This is a genomic window from Mesorhizobium qingshengii, from assembly GCF_027563465.1.
GTDB classification, from domain to species: Bacteria; Pseudomonadota; Alphaproteobacteria; order Rhizobiales; family Rhizobiaceae; genus Mesorhizobium; species Mesorhizobium qingshengii_A.
This window is the reverse complement of record NZ_JAPFQA010000018.1, coordinates 39,410-58,784: the sequence shown is the minus strand read 5'-3', so window position 1 is coordinate 58,784 and position 19,375 is coordinate 39,410. Positions and strand designations below refer to the sequence as shown.

Below are 19,375 nucleotides of genomic sequence, written 5' to 3'. Positions count from 1 at the left end.
CAGGTCCTGTTTCAGCCGTTCCTTATAACCATAGTATTTATTTAGGAAAACCAGGCTCCGCTTAGGAAGCATTTAGGAGGCGATGCGGTCGGCGCCGCGCTATCGGCGGGCTTTCCCAGGACAGGAGACCCAGAATGACCGCATCCCATGTTGAAATCCATCCCGGCAACCATGTCGCCGTCATCGGCGCCGGACCCGGTGGCCTCGCCGCCGCCGCCTGGCTGAGCCGCAACGGTTTCGAGCCGGTCGTCTTCGAGGTCGCCGAGCGGCTAGGCGGCCAGTGGAACGCCGGACAGCCGATGAGCGGCACGTGGGCCGGCATGCGCACCAACACCAGCCGGGTGCTGAGCGCCTTCAGCGATCTCGACCATGCGCCCGGCACCCCTGTTTATCCGACGCAGGCGGAGATGCTCGCCTATCTCGAGCGCTATGCCGCCGCGACAGGCACTGCCCGCCGCATCAGAACCGGGACGCCGGTGGAGCGGCTGGAGCGGCATGCCGATGGCGGCTGGCTGGTCACCTCGCGCGCCAATGGCGCGTTGCGCGCGGAACGCTTCGGGCGTGTGGTGGTCGCAACCGGACGCCAGGCTCGCCCGCACATGCCGGAGGTCGCTGGCATCGGCGGTTTTACCGGCAGCGGCGGCGTGCGCCACAGCATGCACTACCAGGGTGCCGCCGCCTATCGCGGCCTTTCAGTGCTGGTCACCGGTTGCTCCATCAGCGCTCTGGAGATCGCATCCGAGCTGGCGGCCGGCGGCGCGGCAAGGGTCAGCGTCGCCAGCCGGCGCCAGCGCTACGTGCTTGGCAAACTGCTCGCCGGCGTTCCGGCGGACCATCTTGCCTTCACCCGCTTTGCTGCCCTTGCCGGGCCGGTGACGCCACCGGAGATGCTGGCGGCGGGGCTGAAGGGGTTTGTCGTCGGCACTTCCGGCAGCCCGGAGCAGTTTGGCGCGCCGCGGCCCGACGACAATATCTTCGCCGCCGGGCTCACCCAGTCGCAGAACTACCTGCCGCTCGTCGCCGAGGGCCGTATCGCGCCGCGCCCGTGGATCGAGCGCGTCGAAGGCGACACCGTCTGCTTTACCGACGGGACAAGCGAGCAGGTGGACGCCATCATCATGGGCACCGGCTATGCGCTGTCGCTGCCATTCCTCGGCCGCGACATCGCCGAGGCGCTGGAACTCGACGGCCAGCACGTAACCCTGGCCGACCACACCTTCCATCCCGACCTCGAAGGGCTCGCCTTCATCGGGCTTTACGACCAGGTGGGACCGCTGCTGCCCGTGCTCGAACTGCAGGCGCGGTGGCTGAGCTATGTCTGGTCCGGCCGGGTCGCCGCTCCCTCGCGGACCGAACTCGATGAAGGGCTCGCCGCCAGCCGCGCGGCGCGCAACGGGCCGCCACAGGTGCTGATGCACGACATGGCGGTGCTGTTCGCCCGCAGGATCGGGGCGGAGCCCGATCCACGCCGCTGGCCGGATCTGACGCGCGCGCTGATGTTCGGCCCGCTGTCGCCGGCCTCCTTCCGGCTGGAGGGGCCGGACAGGCTGCCCGAAGCGCCGGCTCGCACGCGGGCCGCCGCGGCTGCCTTTGGGGCCATCGCCTCCAACGAGATGACGCCTGACGAAGCGGCACGATGGGCGATGATCGAGGCGGCGGCGCTGGCGCCGGTTGGCGAGGCTGCCTGAGGGAGGGGAGCAGGGCAGCAAAGGCGTGTGGGATAGGGGTTACCTTTATGGCGAAGCCTTGGTAGAGGCTTCCTCCCAACCGCCTTGTTCCCCTCTCCACCTTTCGGACTCCCATATGATTCACCTTGAAAGCATCAGCAAGCAGAACGGCCGTCAGCTCGTCTTCATCGAGGCGTCGGCCGCCTTGCAGAAGGGCGAGAAGGTCGGCCTCGTCGGCCCCAACGGCGCCGGCAAGACGACGCTGTTTCGCATGATCACCGGCCAGGAGCAGCCCGACGAAGGCCAGGTGCAGGTCGATCGCGGCGTCACCATCGGCTATTTCAGCCAGGATGTCGGCGACATGGAAGGCCATAGCGCGGTGGCCGAGGTGATGAACGGGGCCGGACCGGTCAGCGAAGTCGCGGCCGAAATGGCGGAACTCGAGGCGGCCATGGCCGACCCCGACCAGGCCGACCGGATGGACGAGATCATCGAGAAATACGGCGAGGCGCAGCACCGCTTCGAGGAACTCGACGGCTATGCGCTCGATGGCCGCGCGCGCGAGGTGCTCGACGGCCTCGGCTTCTCGCATGAGATGATGGACGGCGATGTCGGCAAACTGTCCGGCGGCTGGAAGATGCGCGTGGCGCTGGCGCGCATCCTTCTCATGCGCCCCGATGTCATGCTGCTCGACGAGCCGAGCAACCATCTCGATCTGGAAAGCCTGATCTGGCTGGAATCCTTCCTGAAGGGTTATGACGGCGCGCTGCTGATGACCTCGCATGACCGCGAGTTCATGAACCGCATCGTCAACAAGGTGGTCGAGATCGACGCCGGTTCGCTCACCGCTTATTCCGGCAATTACGAATTCTACCAGCAGCAGCGGGCGATCGCCGACAAGCAGCAGCAGGCCCAGTTCGAGCGCCAGCAGGCGATGCTGGCCAAGGAGATCGCCTTCATCGAGCGCTTCAAGGCGCGCGCCTCGCACGCCGCCCAGGTGCAGAGCCGGGTGAAGAAGCTCGACAAGATCGACCGCGTCGAGCCGCCCAAGCGGCGCCAGATCGTGAATTTCGAATTCCAGCCGGCGCCGCGCTGCGGCGAGGATGTCGTCACCTTGAAGAACGTGCACAAGGCCTATGGCAGCCGCAGCATCTATGAGGGGCTCGACTTCCAGGTCCGCCGCCGCGAGCGCTGGTGCATCATGGGCGTCAACGGCGCCGGCAAGTCGACGCTGCTGAAGCTGGTGGCCGGCGCATCCGAACCGGACAATGGCACGGTCGCGCGGGGCCCGAGCGTCAAGATGGGCTATTTCGCCCAGCACGCCATGGAACTGCTGGAAGGCGAACGCACCGTGTTCCAGACGCTGGAGGACGCGTTCCCGCAGGCCGGCCAGGCGCCACTCAGGGCACTCGCCGGCTGCTTCGGCTTTTCCGGCGACGAGATCGAGAAGAAATGCCGGGTGCTGTCAGGCGGCGAAAAGGCGCGGCTGGTGATGGCGCTGATGCTGTTCGATCCGCCCAACCTTCTGGTGCTGGACGAGCCGACCAACCACCTCGACATCGCCACCAAGCAGATGCTGATCGAGGCGCTGTCGCAATATGAAGGCACAATGCTGTTCGTCTCGCACGACCGGCACTTCCTGGCCGCGCTCTCCAACCGCGTGCTGGAACTGACGCCCGAAGGCATCCACACCTATGGCGGCGGCTATACCGAATATGTCGAGCGGACAGGGCAGGAAGCACCGGGACTCAGGAGCTGAATGACGAGGGGCGGTGCCAGCTCGAAGCCGGCACCGCCCTTGGATATCCTCCGCCTGGAATGACGGCTTTAGTTGAACGAGATGGCCATGCCGCTGAGGTCGGCGTTGACCTGCAGGCCGACCTGCTTGCCCGTGAGTTCGAGCTGGGCACCCTTGTCGTTGGTCATGATGATCACCTGGGCGCCCTTGCCGATCGTGCCACCGCCACCGGCCGCTCCGTAGACCCCGGTCACGTCGCGGGCGCGGCGGATGTGGCGCACGGTGCCGTGGAAGTATGTCTTGGATACGCCGAAAGCCAGGCCTCCGGACACGGCGCCGATTGAGATCGGGTAGCTCTTTCCATGAAAGGTGAAGGTGCCTTTGCCGCCGGAGCCGCCGACGAAGAACGCCGCCTTGTAGACGGCGAAGCGGATCGTGCCGCTGTCGGCATGCGCGGCGCTGGCGACGCTGACTGCCCCGGCGGCGATGACGGCAAGCGAGACGGAACGAATTGTGGACGAAATCTTCATGATGGGAGCTCCTGGAGGTCGCCGCTTACCCGGCCGGGCTCGTCAGCGTCGTATCAAAGTTACAATTGAACAGTCTCGCCCGTCATTGGTTCCCGCACGCGGCGAATGACGGTTTTGACCGACAAGCGTATCCCGACCTGCCTCTCGAACCTGTCTCCTTGTGGGAGGAAGAGTTCCGTGTACTCTCCACACCGGTTGGGAAGCTCGGGATGAGAATTGCGATGAGAATTGCAGTGGCGGTCGCATTGGCCGCGACGGTGGCTGGATGCGCGACGTCTCCCGTCGACTATGGCGCGTCGCTTTCGCAGCAGGACCAGAAATGGGCGTCGCCGGAATGCCAGCAGGCCCGGGCGGCGGCCTTGGACTACGAGGCTCGCGAAAAACACCACCCGGGCTGGGAATTCGCAGCACTTGGCCCGTACGGGCTAGGGATCATAGCCGCCACCAAGGAGCATGAGCAGAAGCAACGAAAACTATTCGCCCGCGAGGTGCATTTGCAGTGCTCGAGTCTTCCCCTGCCGAAGGCGTTGCAGGGCGATTTAAGCCCGGCGGTCGCAAAGGCGAAGTATCCGTAGCCGCCGTGAGCCCAAAGGCTCGGCGGCATGCTGACTTCAAACCTGCTGTCGGCCCAGCTTTATGATGGGGCGTTGATCGCAAATTGCGCGGCGAAAGCTCTGGCATAAGCGGGCCGAGCTTCCCCGCGAGCAACATAGGCAGCCAGGTTTTGATATTCGTCCAAAATGCCGGACATTCTTAGTCGAAGCAGCACCGATACCATCAACAGATCGCCGGCGCTGAACGCATCATCAAGCCAGTCGGCGCCGCCTAAGTGAGCCGAGAGCTTGTCCAGCCGGGCGCGAACACGGTCCTTTACCAACGGCAGGCGCTCCGCGCTCCAGGACCTGTCAGCTTCGAATATTCTTGCTGTCGTCAATTCGAGGATCGGCGGCTCGACGGTGTTAAGTGCGGCAAGCATCCAGGTGATGGCACGCGCGCGGGCATTGCGACCCTTGGGCAGCAGTCCCGCATGCTGTTCGGCTAGATGAAAGATGATCGAGCCGGTCTCGAACAGGCACAGAGAACCTTCCTCATAGGTGGGGATCTGGCCGAAGGGATGGATGGCCAGGTGGCCAGGCGCCTTCATCTCTGCGAAGGAAACGAGACGAACCTCATAGGGCTGCCCCACTTCTTCGAGGGCCCAGCGAATGCGCGTATCGCGCGCCAGTCCCTTGCCGCCATCGGGCGATCGTTCAAAGGCTGTGATGGTGGGGGTCATTGGCAGGCTCCGGGTGATTGGTCGGGTGTCCGGTTCTTGGTTGCACCCAGAGGACGAACGGCCGGCATCATTCCCGACAAGCCATCTCGTTTTTCGCCCATTGGATTTCGCGACCCGAACCGAAGGAGTGCAGCCACGGTTCTAACGCAGCAGGCCTTCCGCCTCGAACGTATCCCAGCCCTCCAGCTTTGGCCGTGGAGCATCATCCTTTCCCGAATTCCTGGGACTGCGCGCCTTGCGCTCTCGTTTTCCTGCTCGCGTCAGCGCGGCCTTGCCGGCACCGCGCCGTCTGTTCTCGGATGCTTCCTGCGCATCTTCCTCCCGCCACGCACTCGCCAGGTCCCGATCGAGAATGTCCTCGATGTGCCGTGGATCGAAGACATGGAAGGTTACGGCCTTGGATCGGCCGCGCATCTTCACGGTGCGGGTGCCTATGCTTTTCAGGCGACCATCCTTGAGCCATTTGTGACGCTCGCGGGAGGAGATGGTGAGAATGTCCTCTGCCTCGCGCGGAAGCACGGCCAGTGCTTCGATCTCCTCCAGCGTCCTGGAGATGGTTGCCGAGGCGGCCTGGAACGCATCCGCATCGGTTTGCAACATGCGCAATACGATGCGGCCCGTTTCAGCCTTGGCGAACTTCCTCACCGCCCACGGCAGGCGGGCTCGAATTTCGCGTTCGATCCCCTTCAGGCGCAAGGAGGAGCCAAGCGTTGCCGATGGCGGCAGCGGCCATTCGGCGACCACTGACGCCTTAGCGGTGCTCACGCCTTGCTCGGATGTGCGATCAGGCGCGGCGGCAATTGCCGCGACGATGCCACTCAGGATCTTTCGAAAAGAGCCGCGCTTCTTGATTGCCATGTTTCATGTTCGCTCATCGGGTGCCTTCGTGGAATGATAAGTTGCACGGCAGACAACCGAAATCAGGCTCAACAGTTCCTTTAGCACGCGCAGGCACCTATTCGGGTTCGCCAAACCATCGCGACACGGCCTGGGTGGCCTCATCGAAGTCAGGAACAGCCTCAGCGGCCCAGGCGACGAAGCCATCGGGGCGCACGAGCACGGCGCTCAGGCCCAGCCGATCCCTGGCGTCTCCTGCGATATAGGTGATCCGGCCGCTCCAGCGGCTTGCGAGCGCTTGAAGGGGAGGGTGGGCATCGAAGTCCAGCAGCAGGCCTTGCCCGTTCCTCAAGCGTTCGCCGAGCCTCGTCCCGTCGACCAGTTCGAAGTCGGGCGCGCTATGACCCACCAGCTTGTGACCGCCGCCCAGATCGTAGCGGAGAGAAACGCCCCACACGCGCTCGGCGAAGTATGTCGCGCCGTCGCGCGTGTCGATGAGATCGCGGATAATGGCTTCGAGCGCGCGTGAACTGCGGCTCGGCCGCATCAGCGCGACCTGGGCGCGCGACCAGTCGAGAACCTGCGCCCCCACCGGGTGCCGCTCATCGAAGTAGCTGTCGAGCAGGCCGGCCGGCGCGTCGCCGCGGATGGTGGCAGCGAGCTTCCAGCCGAGGTTCATTGCGTCGCCCAGCCCGAGATTGAGCCCCTGGCCGCCCAAGGGAGAATGGATGTGCGCGGCGTCGCCGGCGAGCAGCACCCACCCCATGCGGTAGGCGGTCGCCTGGTAGGCGCGATCGGTCCAGGTCGTGGCGAGCTTGAGCGCCGTCAAGGTGACGTCGGTGCCGGATACGCGGCGCAACACCGCCTGCACATGCTCGAGCGTGATGGGCTGGGTCCGGTGGAAGGCGCCGCCGTCGAAGTCGACCATCGCGATGGTGCCTGGCCGTGAGTGGGTATACATGCCCGTCGCCGTGTAGTGGCGGCCCAGGCTCAGCCTGTCCGGATCGGCCATCTCGACTTCAACGGAATAACCGGTGAACTCGGCCTCGGTGCCGGTGAACGCAATGCCGCCAAGCTTGCGGACCGTGCTGCGGCCGCCATCGCAACCGACGAGCCAGCGTGCGTGAAAAGTCTCGCCACCGGCGCGGATGGTCACCTCCTCGTCCGACTGGCCGAAGCCGTTGACGCCGAGGCCGCGCCTGATCTCGACGCCCATCGCGCCTGCGCGCGCGGCAAGTGCGGTTTCCAAATGCTCCATCTCGGCCGCCATGCCGGTGCCCGCCGGGCCCGGCAGGCGATAGAGCCATTTCGAGCTGTCGACGGCGTCGAGGTAGAACTGGATGCCGGCGAAATGGCCGCCCGGGCGGCGCGGCTGCTGCATCCAGTGCGCGGCGGCCGATTTGCCGTCGGCGGGGCCATCCTTCGCGGGCGGCGCCGCAATGTCGTCCAGCAGGCCGCGCCGGTGGAAGGCCTCGATGGTGGGTGCCGAGAGGCCGCGCATACCGAAGGGAAGCCGCTTCAGCGGCGAGCGCGGGTCTTCGGCCTGCTCCAGTACCAGCACCGACAGGCCCGCCAGGCGCAGCTCGCAGGCGAGAAACAGGCCGACCGGACCGGCGCCGGCAATCACGATATCATGGGGAATCGGGTTGTGGTTGTGCATGAAACTACTCCTTGGTCGATGTTCGACCGGAGCGTTCCTCGAGTTGAGAGCCACACGGACGAACGATTGGACGCTTGAGCAGCGTCCGATGTTCGTCGTGGGGATCTCGTGCACGAAGCCAAAGACCAGAGCTTCCGTTACCGAAAGGACTTGGGCTTACCAAACCAAGTCTGCCTTTTCCGACACGGGCTATATAACGTCGCGGCGATTAATCTGCAACGGCGGCGGCCGGGCAACGCCCTCGGTGTCAAAACCGTGACGGTCGGGTCCAGAGCATGTCGAGCACACCGGGCAGGAAGCGCCGGGCCGCGGAGCAAAATGGGCAGCGCGGAACGACTATTGGCCCAATCAGGGCAGCACGTCATCAAGGAACCTGGCTGCCTCGGCGAGGCCGCCGTTTGAAATCTGGTGGCCCAGTCCGGGCTCGATCGAGATCCTGGTCCGGACGCCGGCGGCTTTCAACTGCTCCGCCGCCCGGATGCTCTCGCCCGAAGGCATGATCGGGTCGGCGTCGCCGTGAACCAGGAGCAATGGCGTGCCGGTCGCGGGTGCCAGGGGTGGCGGGGATGCCAGGCGTCCCGAGAAAGCGACCACCGCCCCTACTTGCCAGCGTCCGCTGGCCAGCGCGTCGAGCGCCATGATCGACCCTTGGGAAAAGCCGAGCAGCGCCACGCGATCGAGGGCATTCGAGAAACCGTGTTGCTCGATCAGAGTGGCGATAACCGCGTCAAAACCGGGCCGCGCCGCAACGACGCGCCCGGGGCGGTTGGCCTCGGTAACGCCGGTGACGCTGAACCACTCGCGATGCGGGCCGCTGCCATGGGGCGCATCGGGGCTTTCGAAGACGATACCGGGCAGCGCGGGTGCCAGCGCCCGCCCGAGCGCCGCCATGTTGGCGCCGTTGCTGCCGACGCCGTGCAAGAGGATGACCAGGCCGCGATCCATCAGTTCTGCCCTGTCACGGAGACGGGCGCCAAGCCCGGCAGGTCGGGCCCTTTCGGCACGATGCCGTTAGGGTTGAGGGCCTTGACCGAATAGTAGCCGGCCTTGATGTGCTCGATGCTGACGGTTTCGGCAATCCCCGGCACGGCCAGCATCGCAGCCAGATAGGCACTCAGCGCCGGATAGTCGGCAAGGCGCCGCAGATTGCATTTGAACAGGCCGTGATAGGCGGCGTCAAAACGCACCAGGGTGACGAACAGCCTGATGTCGGCCTCGGTCAGGGTATCGCCCAGAAGGAAAGGCCCACCCTTGTCGAGCCGGGCCTCGAGACTCCCCAGCATCGAGAACACGTCATCGAAGGCTTCCTCATAGGCGATTTGCGTGATGGCGAAGCCGGCGCGATAGACACCATTGTTAAGCCGTGGATAGATATCGGCGTTGAGCGCGTCGATCTCGGCCCGCAACGGCGCGGGATAGAGATCCGGTCCGCTTGCGAGGTCGCCGAAGCCGGAGTTGAGCATGCGCACGATATCGGCGCTCTCGTTGTTGACGATGGTGCCAAGCTGCTTGTCCCAAAGCACCGGCACGGTGGCACGCCCGGTATAGAGCGGATCGGCCCTGGTGTAGATCTCATGCAGATGGCGGGCTCCGTTGATGTCGTCGGGGCCAGTGCCGGGATAGCCGCCGAACGCCCAGCCTTCATCATCCAGGCGGGGGTTGACGATGCTGATGGAGATGGCGTCCTCAAGCCCCTTCAGCTTGCGCGCGATCAGCGTTCGGGATGCCCAGGGGCAGATGAGCGCGACATAGAGATGATAGCGGCCCGCTTCGGCGGCGAAACCCGCGTCGCCCGTCGGCCCGGCGCTGCCGTCGGGCGTCACCCAGTTGCGGAAGCCGGAAACCTGCCTGACGAAGCCGCCCTTGGCATCGCTTGCCTGCACCGGCTGCCAGTTGGCCGTCCATTTTCCTTCAATGAGCATCGTCTTCGTCCTTCACGCAATCACTGGGGGATTGTCCACGAATGCAGCGGCGTGCCGCTTGACCGATATCAAGTGGCGCTGCGCTGTCCGCACTTGTTCTTTGATGGCGCGCTCCGGCCGCCGAGGCCGGAGCACGATCAAGGCCTGGATCAGATGCCGACCCAGGTCGGAGCGATATCGGTGCCCTTTCCCTGGCCATATCCGAGGCCGATGTTAAGGGCGGCCACGGCCTCGATGTTGCGCGACGCGGCCAGGGGGCCGGCGACGATGGCCTTGAGGCCGGCTGCTTTCACCAGCGCCTCGACCTGGGCGACGGCGCCCGCGTCATCGCCGGCGAGCAGCACCGTTGCGGGGGTGCCGGCGACCTTGCCGCCATTCTGCAGCACCGACGCAAACAAGGTGTTGAAGCCCTTCACCACCTTGGCCCGCGGGGCGAGCCGCGCGATTTCCTCGGCGGCGCTGGTCGAAAAGCCGATGGCCAGGCCGGAAAAGTCGGCCTTCATGGGATTGGTCAGGTCGACGACGACCTTGCCCGCCAAGCCTCCGGCGGCTTTCACCACCGCGGCCGCGGCATCATAGGGCACGGCGAGAAAAACAATGTCGGCCTTCGCGACGGCGTCGGGGATCGAGGCGGCGGACACGGTGGCGCCGAAGCCGCTGGCGACCGAGGCGGCCTCCGAAGGATGGCGCGAACCGAAGACGATGGCGTTGCCGCTGCCCGAAAACACTGTGGCGAGGCCTTTGGCCATATTACCGGTACCGATGATTGCGAGTGTCATGTCCTGTGCTCCTGTCAGCTTGCCCTGCGGCGATGACGGGAATATCGACCTGTTCCGTATCGACTTCTATCTGGTGAAATCGCAGAAGATTTCTTCCAAATCGGAAAGTCTACCAGCCCTGGTCCCAAGGCGGGCTGTCCTGGAAATGCGAGACGAGGAAATCCACCATCACCCGCACCTTCGCCGCCAGGTGCCGGCCGGTGGTGTAGACGGCCCAAAGCGCCATCGGGTCGGCCTCGCAGCCGGCCAGCACGGGAATGAGCTGGCCGGTCCGGATGCGCTCGCCGGCGACGAAGCTGGGACCCTGCACCAGGCCCAGGCCGATCGCAGCCGCGGCCGCGCAGGCCTCGGCGTTGGAGAAGCGCAGCCGGCCACGGATCGGCACCGTCAGGCCGCGCGCGAAACGCCAGCTGGCGCCATCGGCGAAGTTGCTATCGAGGATGCAGGCGTGTCCGGTCACGTCCTCGGGACGGTCCGGTGCGCCGAATGCGTGCAGATAGGATGGCGCCGCCGTCGTCACCAGCCGGATCGGGCAGAGCTTTCGCGCAATGAGGGTGCTGTCGCGCAAGCTGCCGATACGCAGGGCGAGGTCGAAACCTTCCTCCACCAGATTGACCACGCGGTCGGAGAACGACACGTCGAGCTCGATCAGCGGATGCGCCCGCGCGAACTCGGCCAGAAGCGGCGCAAGGACCTGGGTGCCGAAGGTAATCGGCACGGACATGACCAGTCGCCCACGCGGTGCCCCCGACGCGCTGCGGATGGTGGAATCCAGCTCGTCCATCTCCTCGAGCAGGCTTTTGATCCGCTCGAAATAGGCGCGCCCGGCCTCGGTGGGAGAGACGGAGCGGGTGGTGCGATGAAGCAACTGCACGCCCAGCTCTTCCTCGAGCCGGGAAACCAGCTTGGACGCCTGACCCGAGCTCACGCCGAGTTTTTGCGCCGCGGCGGACAGGCTCCGGCGCTCGATGACCGCAACCAACATCCTGTCGCATGCCAGTCTGTCCATGCCGTGAACCCCGATCGCGGTGACTGTTGAGCATCTACCATAATCGCAAATGGCGCGTTCATGGCCAGACGCGTCGAGTTTTCGAACTCGACCTGGAAATGACCGCTCATCGAGTGCCTTCAGGGGTCCATCCGGGTGCGCTGGGAACGCTCCGGTCAGGCTTCGCGAAGGCGCTCGGGTGGCACAGGGCGTACGCCCCCGTTTCCCCTCAGCCACATCAGGGGAGACGGCGATTGGAACCGTGATCGGCAAGCGACCTGTCCAGCGCCGACCCGAACGAACGAATCCTTGATCGGCTCGGCCGGGAGAAATTCTTTGCCGACACGTCAGCGATTATACGCGCAATCAATCAGTTGTTGAACGCCGACGCGACCTGATGTGGCTGCGGCAGCTGTCCGTTCGGCGTCAGCTTGTCGACGATGCCCGGCAATGCCGCGGACAATTGCTTGAGCAGTTCCTGCTCGTCCATCCCGGTCTTTTGCGCGATCTCGTGAATAATCTGGGGGCCTATGGCGCTGCCAAGATCATTGGCGTTGATCGGTTGGTTCTGCCCGGTGCCGACCCATGAATCGGCGACATTGCCGTGGCCGGCGTCCTTCAGCTTGTCCAGCAAGCCGCCCAGCCCCCCGAGCAGGCCGCCGTCCGCCGGCGTCGTTCCGGAAGGGGAGGTAGTTTGCGGCTGATCCGGCTGGCCGGCGCTTCTACCGCTCAGCATTTTTCCAACCAACAATGCGCCGAGCGCGATCATCAGCGGCTTGGTGATGTTGCCGCCGGGAACGGCGTTGTCAAAAAGTCCCATGGTGGATCCTCCGTTTCAACCAAGCCCAGCCATTTCAACAATGGGGCATTCGGGCCGAATTTCAAGCTGCCTTGTACTTTTGACAGTCCTATGAAAATGATTGGCGGCGGGGGGACGAGAGGAAAAGATGTCAATCATCAGCTGGATCATTCTCGGCGTCATCGCCGGCTTCCTGGGCAGCAAGATCGTCAACAGGACCGGTCAGGGTCTTATGCTGGATATCGCGCTCGGAATTGCCGGCGCAATCGTTGGCGGCCTCATCTTCAGCGCCTTTGGCGCGTCGGGCGTTACCGGCCTGAACATCTACAGCTTGGTGGTCGCGGTAATCGGAGCGGTTGTGGTGCTATGGGCCTATCACCAGATTGCTGGCAACCGGACGCCCTAGAATCAGAATTCGACAGGCAGGGGCAGCGACGCACGTGGTCGGCGGCCGTGAGCTGGACTGCGTCGCGGGTGGGCAGCGAGCCTGATGTCTTCGACGGGTGGCTGGGGCGGGTGCGCATGACTGCTAGCCCGCGGCCAGCCATTTGCGCGACTGGGCGAAGGCCTTGAAGGCCTTGGCCTCCATCGGGCGGCCCAGAAAGTAGCCCTGCAGGATATCGCAGCCAAGCTCTCTCAGGATGCGCGCGTGCTCCATCGTCTCGACGCCCTCGGCAACCACTTCGATGCCGAGTGACTTGCCGATCTCGATGATCGACGACACCAGGTGCCGCTGCGCGCTCGAGCCGATGATGGGCGTGACCAGCTGACGGTCGATCTTGAGGCGGCGCGGCTGCAGCTTGAGCAGGGAGACGATCGAGGCGTGGCCGGTGCCGAAATCGTCGATCTCGATGTCGATGCCGAGCTCCTTGATGTGCTCGATGTTCCAGGTGACCAGATCGTCGTTCTCGTCGAGGAAGATGGACTCCACCAATTCGAACGACACGGTTCCTTCCTTGATACCGAGCTTGCGCAGGCCGCTGATCAAGTCCTTGTCCTCCAGGCGCCTGGCCGAGACGTTGACCGACACGCGCGGGATGTTGAGGTGGTTGCGCGACCAACGTCCGAAATTCTCCAGCGCCTGCCCGAGCACGGTACGGTCGATCAGAGCCACGACATTGAGCTCTTCGGCCACCTTGAGAAAGGCGTCGGGGGCCAGGAGGCCGCGCCGCGGGTGCTTCCAGCGCGACAACGCCTCGACGCCGACGATCTCGAGCGTCCTGGCATCGAACTGCGGCTGGTAGTAAGCGATGAATTCGTTCCGCTCCAGCCCGCCGAGGATCTCATCGGCGATCTGCTTGGTCCGCATAATCTCGCTCTGCAGCTCTTTGTTGAAGAACTCAAAGCGGTTGCGGCCGCGGTCTTTCGCCCGGTAAAGCGCGAGATCGGCGTTGACGAGCAACTGCCTGGCGTCGATGCCGCTGTTGGCGGCGATGCCGATGCTCACTCCGAACCGGCACGGATGGCCCCGATAGTCGACAGGCTGGCGCATCTCCTCGATGATGCGGTCGGCGAGCGCCGCGAGCTGGCCGTCGTCAAGCGCATGACTCACCACGACGAACTCGTCGCCGCCGATGCGCGCAACGAAATCGTCGGGGCCCGTATTGGCCTTGATGACCTTCGAGGCATGCACCAGCATGGCGTCGCCGGCTGCGTGGCCGAGCGTGTCGTTGATCTGCTTGAAGCGGTCCAGATCCAGATGCAGCAGCGCCGTGCGGCGGTCCGGTTCGCTGGTTTCGGCCAGCAGTTCGTCGAGATGGCGGCGGTTGGGCAGGCCGGTCAGCGAATCGTGCAGCGCCGCGTACTCGATATGCGCCTTGGCGAGATTAAGCTCGGCGTTCTTCGATTCCGTCAATTGGCGCTCGCGCATGAGGGTCTCGTTGAGCAGCACGTCGCTGGTCACGTCCCATTCGGCGCCGATCAGCTTTGGCGTGCCATCGATACCCTGGAAGAAGCTGGCGCGGGTGCGCACATGGCGGACCGTGCCGTCGGGGCGCAGGAGCCGGTATTGTGAGGAGTAGGGGCCTTTTTTCGCGGTGGCCAGATCGAAGTCCCGCAGCGCCCGCCCGATGTCTTCAGGATGGATCGTCCGTGCCCAGTCGTCATAGCGGCGCGGCTTGCCGTCGGCTGGCTTGCCGTAGATTTCGTTGACGCGGTCATCCCACACCATCTTGTTGGTGGTGAGGTCGTGTTCCCAGACGCCGATGCCCGAGGCTTCCAGCGCCAGCTCCAGGCGCCCGGACAGGCGTCTCAGCTCGGCGTAGTTCTTCTGCCTTTCGCCGAACAGCCGCCCGGCCACCATGATCGGCAGCACCACCAGCGCGCCGGCGAGCAGCATGAGCGTCCGCAACGTCAACTCGTTCTTCGGAGCGGTCGGCCAGCCGCCTTTGGGGATGGCCGAAATCTGCCAGGAGCCTGAAGGCAGCTGGACATCGGCGGAAACGGGGTTTCCGGCGAAGACATTGTCGCCGCCAAAGAAGTGTTCGCCGCCGCCGCCCAGCGCATCCTTGCCCGTGAGCGCGACATCGATGTCGATCTCCGGGTCGGTCAGCCCGCTCGCCGCGTAGAGCCGGTCGACATCGACCACCGCCGAGACGATGCCCCAAAAGCGGTCGCCGCCGCCCGCCGTCGGCACGAAGACCGGAATGCGGCCGATGAAGCCGCGCCCGCCCTGGGCAAGGTCGACGGGGCCGGCAAACACCAGCACGCGCTGGTCGCGGGCCCGGAATGCCGCCTTCCGTTGCGCTTCGTTCTTGCGGTAATCGAGCCCGATCGCCTTCTCGTTGCCTTTTATCGGGTACATCAGCGAGATGACGAGGCCGGGCGCGCCGGCGATGTTGCGCAGTTGCGATTTTTGCTGGAACAGATTGGTCGCGAGCGAGGCAAATCTCTGCTGGCCCATGTAGGGCTCTGTAACGATGGTCGAGACGAGGCCCTGAACAAGCTGGAGATTGCCGCCTATGTTGCCTTCGAGCTTGGCGCGGATGATGTTGACCTTGGCCAGCACATCGGCGCGCGCCAGTTGATCGGAGACCTTGCTGTTCTGCTGGTCGGCAACGATGGCACAGGCCAAAAGCACAACAAAAGCAATGGCCGCCGGCAAGTTGGCGGAAGAGAAAACGGCCTGTTTGACGCGGCCGAGATTTGATCTCGCTATGGCCAATTCGACCTGAATACCTTTCCTGAACGGCAGCCCCCGGTCGCACCTTAGTAGAAAACGCTTAAATTAGAACTTCCAAGCCGGATGTAAGTTTCGGCATCGGCTCGTGACTGCCGGGATTTCAGCTCGCAGGCTGAACCGGAGCTTAACGGACCAGCGCTACAGGTTCGCTTCGGCGAAGATGCGCGACGCCCAGTCGAGGAAGACGCGAAGCCGCGGCGAGAGCTGCCTGTTCTGCGGGTAAAGCGCCGACAGCGGCGTCGGCGATGGCGGGTAGTCGGCCAGCACCTCGACCAGCGCCCCGTCGGCAAGGTCCTTCTCGAAACGATAGCGCGGCGCCTGGATCAAGCCCAGCCCAAGCCGCGCCAGATCGGCGGCGGTGTCGGAATTGTTCGCGGCCACCCGGCCCGGCAGACGGACTTCAACGGTCTTGCCACCGACGGTGAATTCGAACGGGAGGGTCTCGCCGGTGCGCGATGAGACGAACCCCACCGCCTGGTGCCCGTCGAGCGCGTCGGGGGAGGCGGGTGTGCCGTGCCGTTCGAGATAGGCGGGGCTGGCGCAGGTGATCTCGCGGATCATCGCCAGCCGCCGCATGATCATGCCGCTGTCGGGCGGCTCGCCGACGCGTATCACGCAATCCACCCCCTCGCGCACGAGATCGACCAGCCGGTCGCTCTGGCCGATCAGCAGGTCGACGCGGGGATAGCGGGCGAGGAATTCGGGCAGGCGCGGCAACAGGAACGTGCGGGTGAGCAGGGTGCTGGCGTCGATGCGCAGCAGGCCGAATGGCTCGGCATTGCGGAAGGCGGCCTCGGCATCCTCGATCTCGGCCAGGATCGACAGGCAGCGGCGATAGTAGGCCTCGCCGTCCTGCGTGGCGTTAACCTGCCGCGTCGTCCGCTCCAGCAGCCGCGCGCCGAGATGCTCTTCGAGCCGCCTGACCGCTTCCGTCGCGGTTGAACGCGGCAGGCCGAGATCGGCGGCGGCGGCGGTGAAGCTGCGCCGTTCCAGAACGCGAACAAAGAGCCGCATCGTATCCAGTCGATCCATGCCATTTGTTCGCAGTTTCCGAATAGTGATGTCAATAGGAGGCTGATTATCCGGGAAATGGCTTGGCCTATATCCGTGTCACCAACCAAGCGGAGACACATCCATGACAAACCAGCAATCGACCCAACAAACCAGAACGGCGATCGTGACCGGCGCCTCGAAGGGCATCGGCGCGGCAATCGCGCGGCGGCTCGCCCGCGACGGCGTCGCCGTCGTCGTCAACTACGCGCGGGGACGCGCGGAGGCCGAAGAGCTTGTGCGTGCGATCGAAGCCGGCGGCGGCAAGGCGATCGCCGTCCAGGCCGATATCGCCGATCCGGCCGGCATCGCCGCTCTTTTCGACGCCGGCGAGAAGGCCTTCGGCGGCATCGACATCCTCGTCAACAATGCCGGCATCATGAAGACCTCGCCGATAGCAGCGACCGACGACGCCTCGTTCGACACGCAGATCGCGATCAATCTCGGCGGCGTGTTCCGCGGCATGCGGGAAGGCGCGCGCCGGCTTCGCGACGGCGGCCGCATCATCAATTTCTCGAGCAGCGTCGTCGGCCTCTACCAGCCGGGATACGGCGTCTACGCAGCCACCAAGGCGGCCGTCGAGGCGATGACCCATATCCTGGCCAAGGAGCTTGGCGCGCGCCGCGTCACAGTCAACGCGGTGGCGCCGGGGCCGATCGAGACGGCGCTGTTCCTGGACGGCAAGAGCGAGGCGCAGATCGAGGCCATCGGCAAGATGATCCCGCTCGGCCGGCTCGGCCAGCCCGACGACATCGCAGGCGTGGTTTCGTTCCTGGCCGGGCCGGACAGCTTCTGGGTCAATGGGCAAATCATCCGCGCCAATGGCGGCGTGATCTGAGGAGGCTACCATGCAACAGACGATCCTGATCACAGGGGCTTCCAGCGGCTTCGGCGCGATGACGGCGCGGGCGTTGGCGAGAGCGGGCCACACGGTCTATGCCTCGATGCGCGACCCGGCGGCGCGCGGCGGCGTGGCGGCGGCCGAAATGGAGAAATTCGCCCGCGACGAGGGCCTGGCGCTCAAGCCCATCGCGCTCGATGTCACTTCCGACGCTTCCGCCGAAACGGCGGTCAGGCTGATCCTCGGCGAGGCCGGCCGGCTCGACGTGCTCATTCACAATGCCGGGCACATGGGGTTTGGACCGACGGAGGCTTTTGCGCCCGAACAGCTGGCGCAGCTCTACGACGTCAACGTCGTCGGCACGCAGCGCGTCAACCGGGCGGCCTTGCCGCATATGCGCTCTCTAGGCAGAGGGCAGATGATCTGGGTCGGCTCGAGCAGCACGCGCGGGCGGCACGCCGCCGTTCCTAGCGGCCTATTTCGCGGCGAAGGCCGGCATGGATGCGCTGGCGCAGAGCTATGCGCTGGAACTCGCCCGCTTCGGCATCGAAACGACGATCGTCGTGCCGGGCGCCTTCACCAAGGGTACGGAGCATTTTCATCATGCCGCCGCGCCCGCGGATGCGGAGCGAGCCGCCCTCTACTGGTCCGGGCCCTACGCCGATGTCGATCAGCAGGTGCTGAAGGGGCTGGCTTCGCTGGAGCCGGCGGATGCCGATCCGGCCGATGTCGCCACGGCAATCGTCGACCTCGTCGCCATGCCGCACGGAAGGCGCCCGCTGCGCGTGCACATCGATCCCTCCGACGATGGCGCCGCGATCGTCAACGGCGTCGCCGACCGCGTGCGTGCCCAACTCATGGAACGGATCGGCCTTGCCGACCTGCTCCATCCCAAAGCCTGAACCCACCCTCAAAGAGAAGGAAACGATCATGCCATTCGCCAACATCAAGATGCCGCAAGCGGCTCTCTCCAAGGCACAGAAGGAAGACCTCATCCATCGCACGACGGCGATGTTCGTCGAATTTTTCGGCGAAGGCGTCCGACCCTACACGATGGTATTGGTGGAAGAGGTCGCCGATGGCGGCTATGGCCGTGCCGACGAAGTGTTCGTCGTGCCGGAAGCCTATCGCGCCAAGGAATAGGGGGGCGGGGCTGAGGCAGGCGTGGCGCCGGCGCGCCAGGGGAACGTCTACTTGCCGGCCATGTGGTCGGCAAGCTCCTGCGCCTGGCCGAGAAGCGCCGGGAAGACCGGTTCGCCCGGCAGGCGCTCGCCCATGCACGTGCGATAGTCGCCATCACCTTTTTCCCAGGCGGCGTTGGCGGCATCATATGCCTTTTCGTCCTTTTGCCCGGTAGCCTCGGCGGCCAATTTCTGGGCAGCGGCGTCGGCCGAGGTCCATATGGCCTCGCAGGCCGCGATCTTCGGAACAGGCTGTGCTGCGGGCGCCGAGGCGATCATGACGCTATTGCCCTTGACGAGCGTGACGATGACCTGCTGTTCGTAGATCGGTCCCACGTCCTGCGTCCAGCCGCCAAGCCGCGCAATGGCGATGTCGGCGCCTTCGGGCTTCTTCAGCGGAAAGTCGAGCGTCCCCATGAACGCGGCGTCGCTGTTGATCGCCTGGGTGTAGAAGGCATCGAGTTTCAGCGCCTCGTCGATGCCGGTGGGCAGTTTGAGACTCGCGTCCGTCTCGGCGGCCCTGGATTGAAGCCAGCGATCGAGGAGCCCTCGCGTCGTCGCCACGAGGCTCGGGCCGTCGTCGCTCCTGGCGTATCTCAGCCCGTCGAGCATGCCGTATCCGATATCGACGTCGCTCAGGCTTTCGAGATTGATGGTGCCGGTCGCCGGAAAATCCGCAACCGCCAGGGGGCCGAGAAGAGAGGAAAGCCGCCCTTCAAGATCGGCCCGCGCCTTGGCGTCGGCGGCATCGAGCGTTTCCACTGGAGCATTCGCGCTGTTGAGTGCCGCGATGGCGGCAATCGCCTTGTCGCGCGCGGCGATATAGTCGTCCTCCGGCGAGGCCGCGAAAGCCACCCCGCCCGCGAACGCGAACATGATCGTCCAGACCAACCGCATGACGTAAGCCTCCCGCTTTTTGTCCTGGC

General features: G+C 65.0%; 18 protein-coding genes and 1 pseudogene. 7 read left to right on the top strand and 12 right to left on the bottom strand.

Going from position 1 to position 19,375, the window contains the following annotated elements:
- The first annotated feature begins 134 nt into the window (after positions 1-134).
- Both OOJ09_RS27000 and OOJ09_RS26995 read left to right on the top strand, forming a co-directional pair.
- The gene (locus OOJ09_RS27000) at positions 135-1,688 is read left to right on the top strand and encodes a flavin-containing monooxygenase (RefSeq protein WP_269908117.1); all 1,554 of its coding nucleotides are present in this window, start codon (positions 135-137) and stop codon (positions 1,686-1,688) included.
- Positions 1,689-1,803: 115 nt separating this feature from the next.
- Complete coding sequence (locus tag OOJ09_RS26995; RefSeq protein ID WP_269908116.1) at positions 1,804-3,426, top strand: ABC-F family ATP-binding cassette domain-containing protein; 1,623 nt, start codon at positions 1,804-1,806, stop codon at positions 3,424-3,426.
- Positions 3,427-3,494: 68 nt separating this feature from the next.
- On the opposite strand, the gene OOJ09_RS26990 is transcribed toward OOJ09_RS26995, so the two are convergent.
- Positions 3,495-3,935: a hypothetical protein gene (locus tag OOJ09_RS26990; RefSeq protein WP_269908115.1), complete on the bottom strand. Its 441-nt coding sequence runs from the start codon at positions 3,933-3,935 to the stop codon at positions 3,495-3,497.
- A gap of 65 nt (positions 3,936-4,000) precedes the next feature.
- On the opposite strand from OOJ09_RS26990, the gene OOJ09_RS26985 reads away from it, so the two are divergent.
- The gene (locus tag OOJ09_RS26985) at positions 4,001-4,510 is read left to right on the top strand and encodes a hypothetical protein (protein ID WP_420107549.1); all 510 of its coding nucleotides are present in this window, start codon (positions 4,001-4,003) and stop codon (positions 4,508-4,510) included.
- A 59-nt stretch (positions 4,511-4,569) separates the two neighbouring features.
- Here OOJ09_RS26985 and OOJ09_RS26980 read toward each other — a convergent pair whose 3' ends face one another.
- The 8 genes from OOJ09_RS26980 to OOJ09_RS26945 all read right to left on the bottom strand — a co-directional run bounded on the left by OOJ09_RS26980 (position 4,570) and on the right by OOJ09_RS26945 (position 12,217).
- Positions 4,570-5,211, bottom strand: a complete 642-nt coding sequence (locus OOJ09_RS26980) for a glutathione S-transferase family protein (RefSeq protein WP_269908114.1) — start codon at positions 5,209-5,211, stop codon at positions 4,570-4,572.
- A gap of 141 nt (positions 5,212-5,352) precedes the next feature.
- A complete protein-coding gene (locus OOJ09_RS26975) occupies positions 5,353-6,069 on the bottom strand; it encodes a hypothetical protein (RefSeq protein WP_269908113.1) in 717 nt (238 codons plus the stop codon).
- Positions 6,070-6,166: 97 nt separating this feature from the next.
- Positions 6,167-7,708 carry an FAD-dependent monooxygenase gene (locus OOJ09_RS26970; RefSeq protein WP_269908112.1) on the bottom strand — a complete coding sequence of 514 codons (1,542 nt, stop codon included), beginning with the start codon at positions 7,706-7,708 and terminating at the stop codon, positions 6,167-6,169.
- A 348-nt stretch (positions 7,709-8,056) separates the two neighbouring features.
- Positions 8,057-8,653: an alpha/beta hydrolase gene (locus OOJ09_RS26965; protein ID WP_269908111.1), complete on the bottom strand. Its 597-nt coding sequence runs from the start codon at positions 8,651-8,653 to the stop codon at positions 8,057-8,059.
- Positions 8,653-9,630 carry a glutathione S-transferase family protein gene (locus OOJ09_RS26960; protein WP_269908110.1) on the bottom strand — a complete coding sequence of 326 codons (978 nt, stop codon included), beginning with the start codon at positions 9,628-9,630 and terminating at the stop codon, positions 8,653-8,655. Before OOJ09_RS26960 ends, OOJ09_RS26965 begins: the two co-directional genes overlap by 1 nt.
- 149 nt (positions 9,631-9,779) lie before the next feature.
- Entirely contained in the window at positions 9,780-10,427 is a 648-nt protein-coding gene (locus OOJ09_RS26955; RefSeq protein ID WP_269908149.1) for an NADPH-dependent F420 reductase, read from the bottom strand.
- Positions 10,428-10,518: 91 nt separating this feature from the next.
- The gene (locus OOJ09_RS26950) at positions 10,519-11,418 is read right to left on the bottom strand and encodes a LysR family transcriptional regulator (RefSeq protein ID WP_269908109.1); all 900 of its coding nucleotides are present in this window, start codon (positions 11,416-11,418) and stop codon (positions 10,519-10,521) included.
- Positions 11,419-11,767: 349 nt separating this feature from the next.
- Positions 11,768-12,217, bottom strand: coding sequence for a YidB family protein (locus OOJ09_RS26945; RefSeq protein ID WP_269908108.1), 450 nt, complete (start codon positions 12,215-12,217; stop codon positions 11,768-11,770).
- Positions 12,218-12,344: 127 nt separating this feature from the next.
- Here OOJ09_RS26945 and OOJ09_RS26940 point away from each other — a divergent pair, with 127 nt between their 5' ends.
- Positions 12,345-12,602, top strand: coding sequence for a GlsB/YeaQ/YmgE family stress response membrane protein (locus tag OOJ09_RS26940; protein ID WP_269908107.1), 258 nt, complete (start codon positions 12,345-12,347; stop codon positions 12,600-12,602).
- Between the two features lie 123 nt (positions 12,603-12,725).
- Here the strand turns inward: OOJ09_RS26940 and OOJ09_RS26935 are convergent, their stop codons facing one another.
- On the bottom strand, positions 12,726-15,287 hold the full coding sequence (locus OOJ09_RS26935) for an EAL domain-containing protein (protein ID WP_269908148.1): 2,562 nt from the start codon (positions 15,285-15,287) through the stop codon (positions 12,726-12,728).
- A gap of 228 nt (positions 15,288-15,515) precedes the next feature.
- A complete protein-coding gene (locus OOJ09_RS26930) occupies positions 15,516-16,409 on the bottom strand; it encodes a LysR family transcriptional regulator (protein WP_269908106.1) in 894 nt (297 codons plus the stop codon).
- Between the two features lie 103 nt (positions 16,410-16,512).
- Here OOJ09_RS26930 and OOJ09_RS26925 point away from each other — a divergent pair, with 103 nt between their 5' ends.
- The 3 genes and pseudogenes from OOJ09_RS26925 to OOJ09_RS26915 all read left to right on the top strand — a co-directional run bounded on the left by OOJ09_RS26925 (position 16,513) and on the right by OOJ09_RS26915 (position 18,411).
- Positions 16,513-17,265: an SDR family oxidoreductase gene (locus tag OOJ09_RS26925; RefSeq protein WP_269908105.1), complete on the top strand. Its 753-nt coding sequence runs from the start codon at positions 16,513-16,515 to the stop codon at positions 17,263-17,265.
- Between the two features lie 10 nt (positions 17,266-17,275).
- Positions 17,276-18,170, top strand: a pseudogene (locus OOJ09_RS26920) (SDR family oxidoreductase).
- 28 nt (positions 18,171-18,198) lie between these two features.
- Positions 18,199-18,411: a tautomerase family protein gene (locus OOJ09_RS26915; protein WP_091585494.1), complete on the top strand. Its 213-nt coding sequence runs from the start codon at positions 18,199-18,201 to the stop codon at positions 18,409-18,411.
- A 47-nt stretch (positions 18,412-18,458) separates the two neighbouring features.
- Here OOJ09_RS26915 and OOJ09_RS26910 read toward each other — a convergent pair whose 3' ends face one another.
- Positions 18,459-19,346, bottom strand: coding sequence for a hypothetical protein (locus OOJ09_RS26910; RefSeq protein WP_269908104.1), 888 nt, complete (start codon positions 19,344-19,346; stop codon positions 18,459-18,461).
- Between the last annotated feature and the right edge of the window lie 29 nt (positions 19,347-19,375).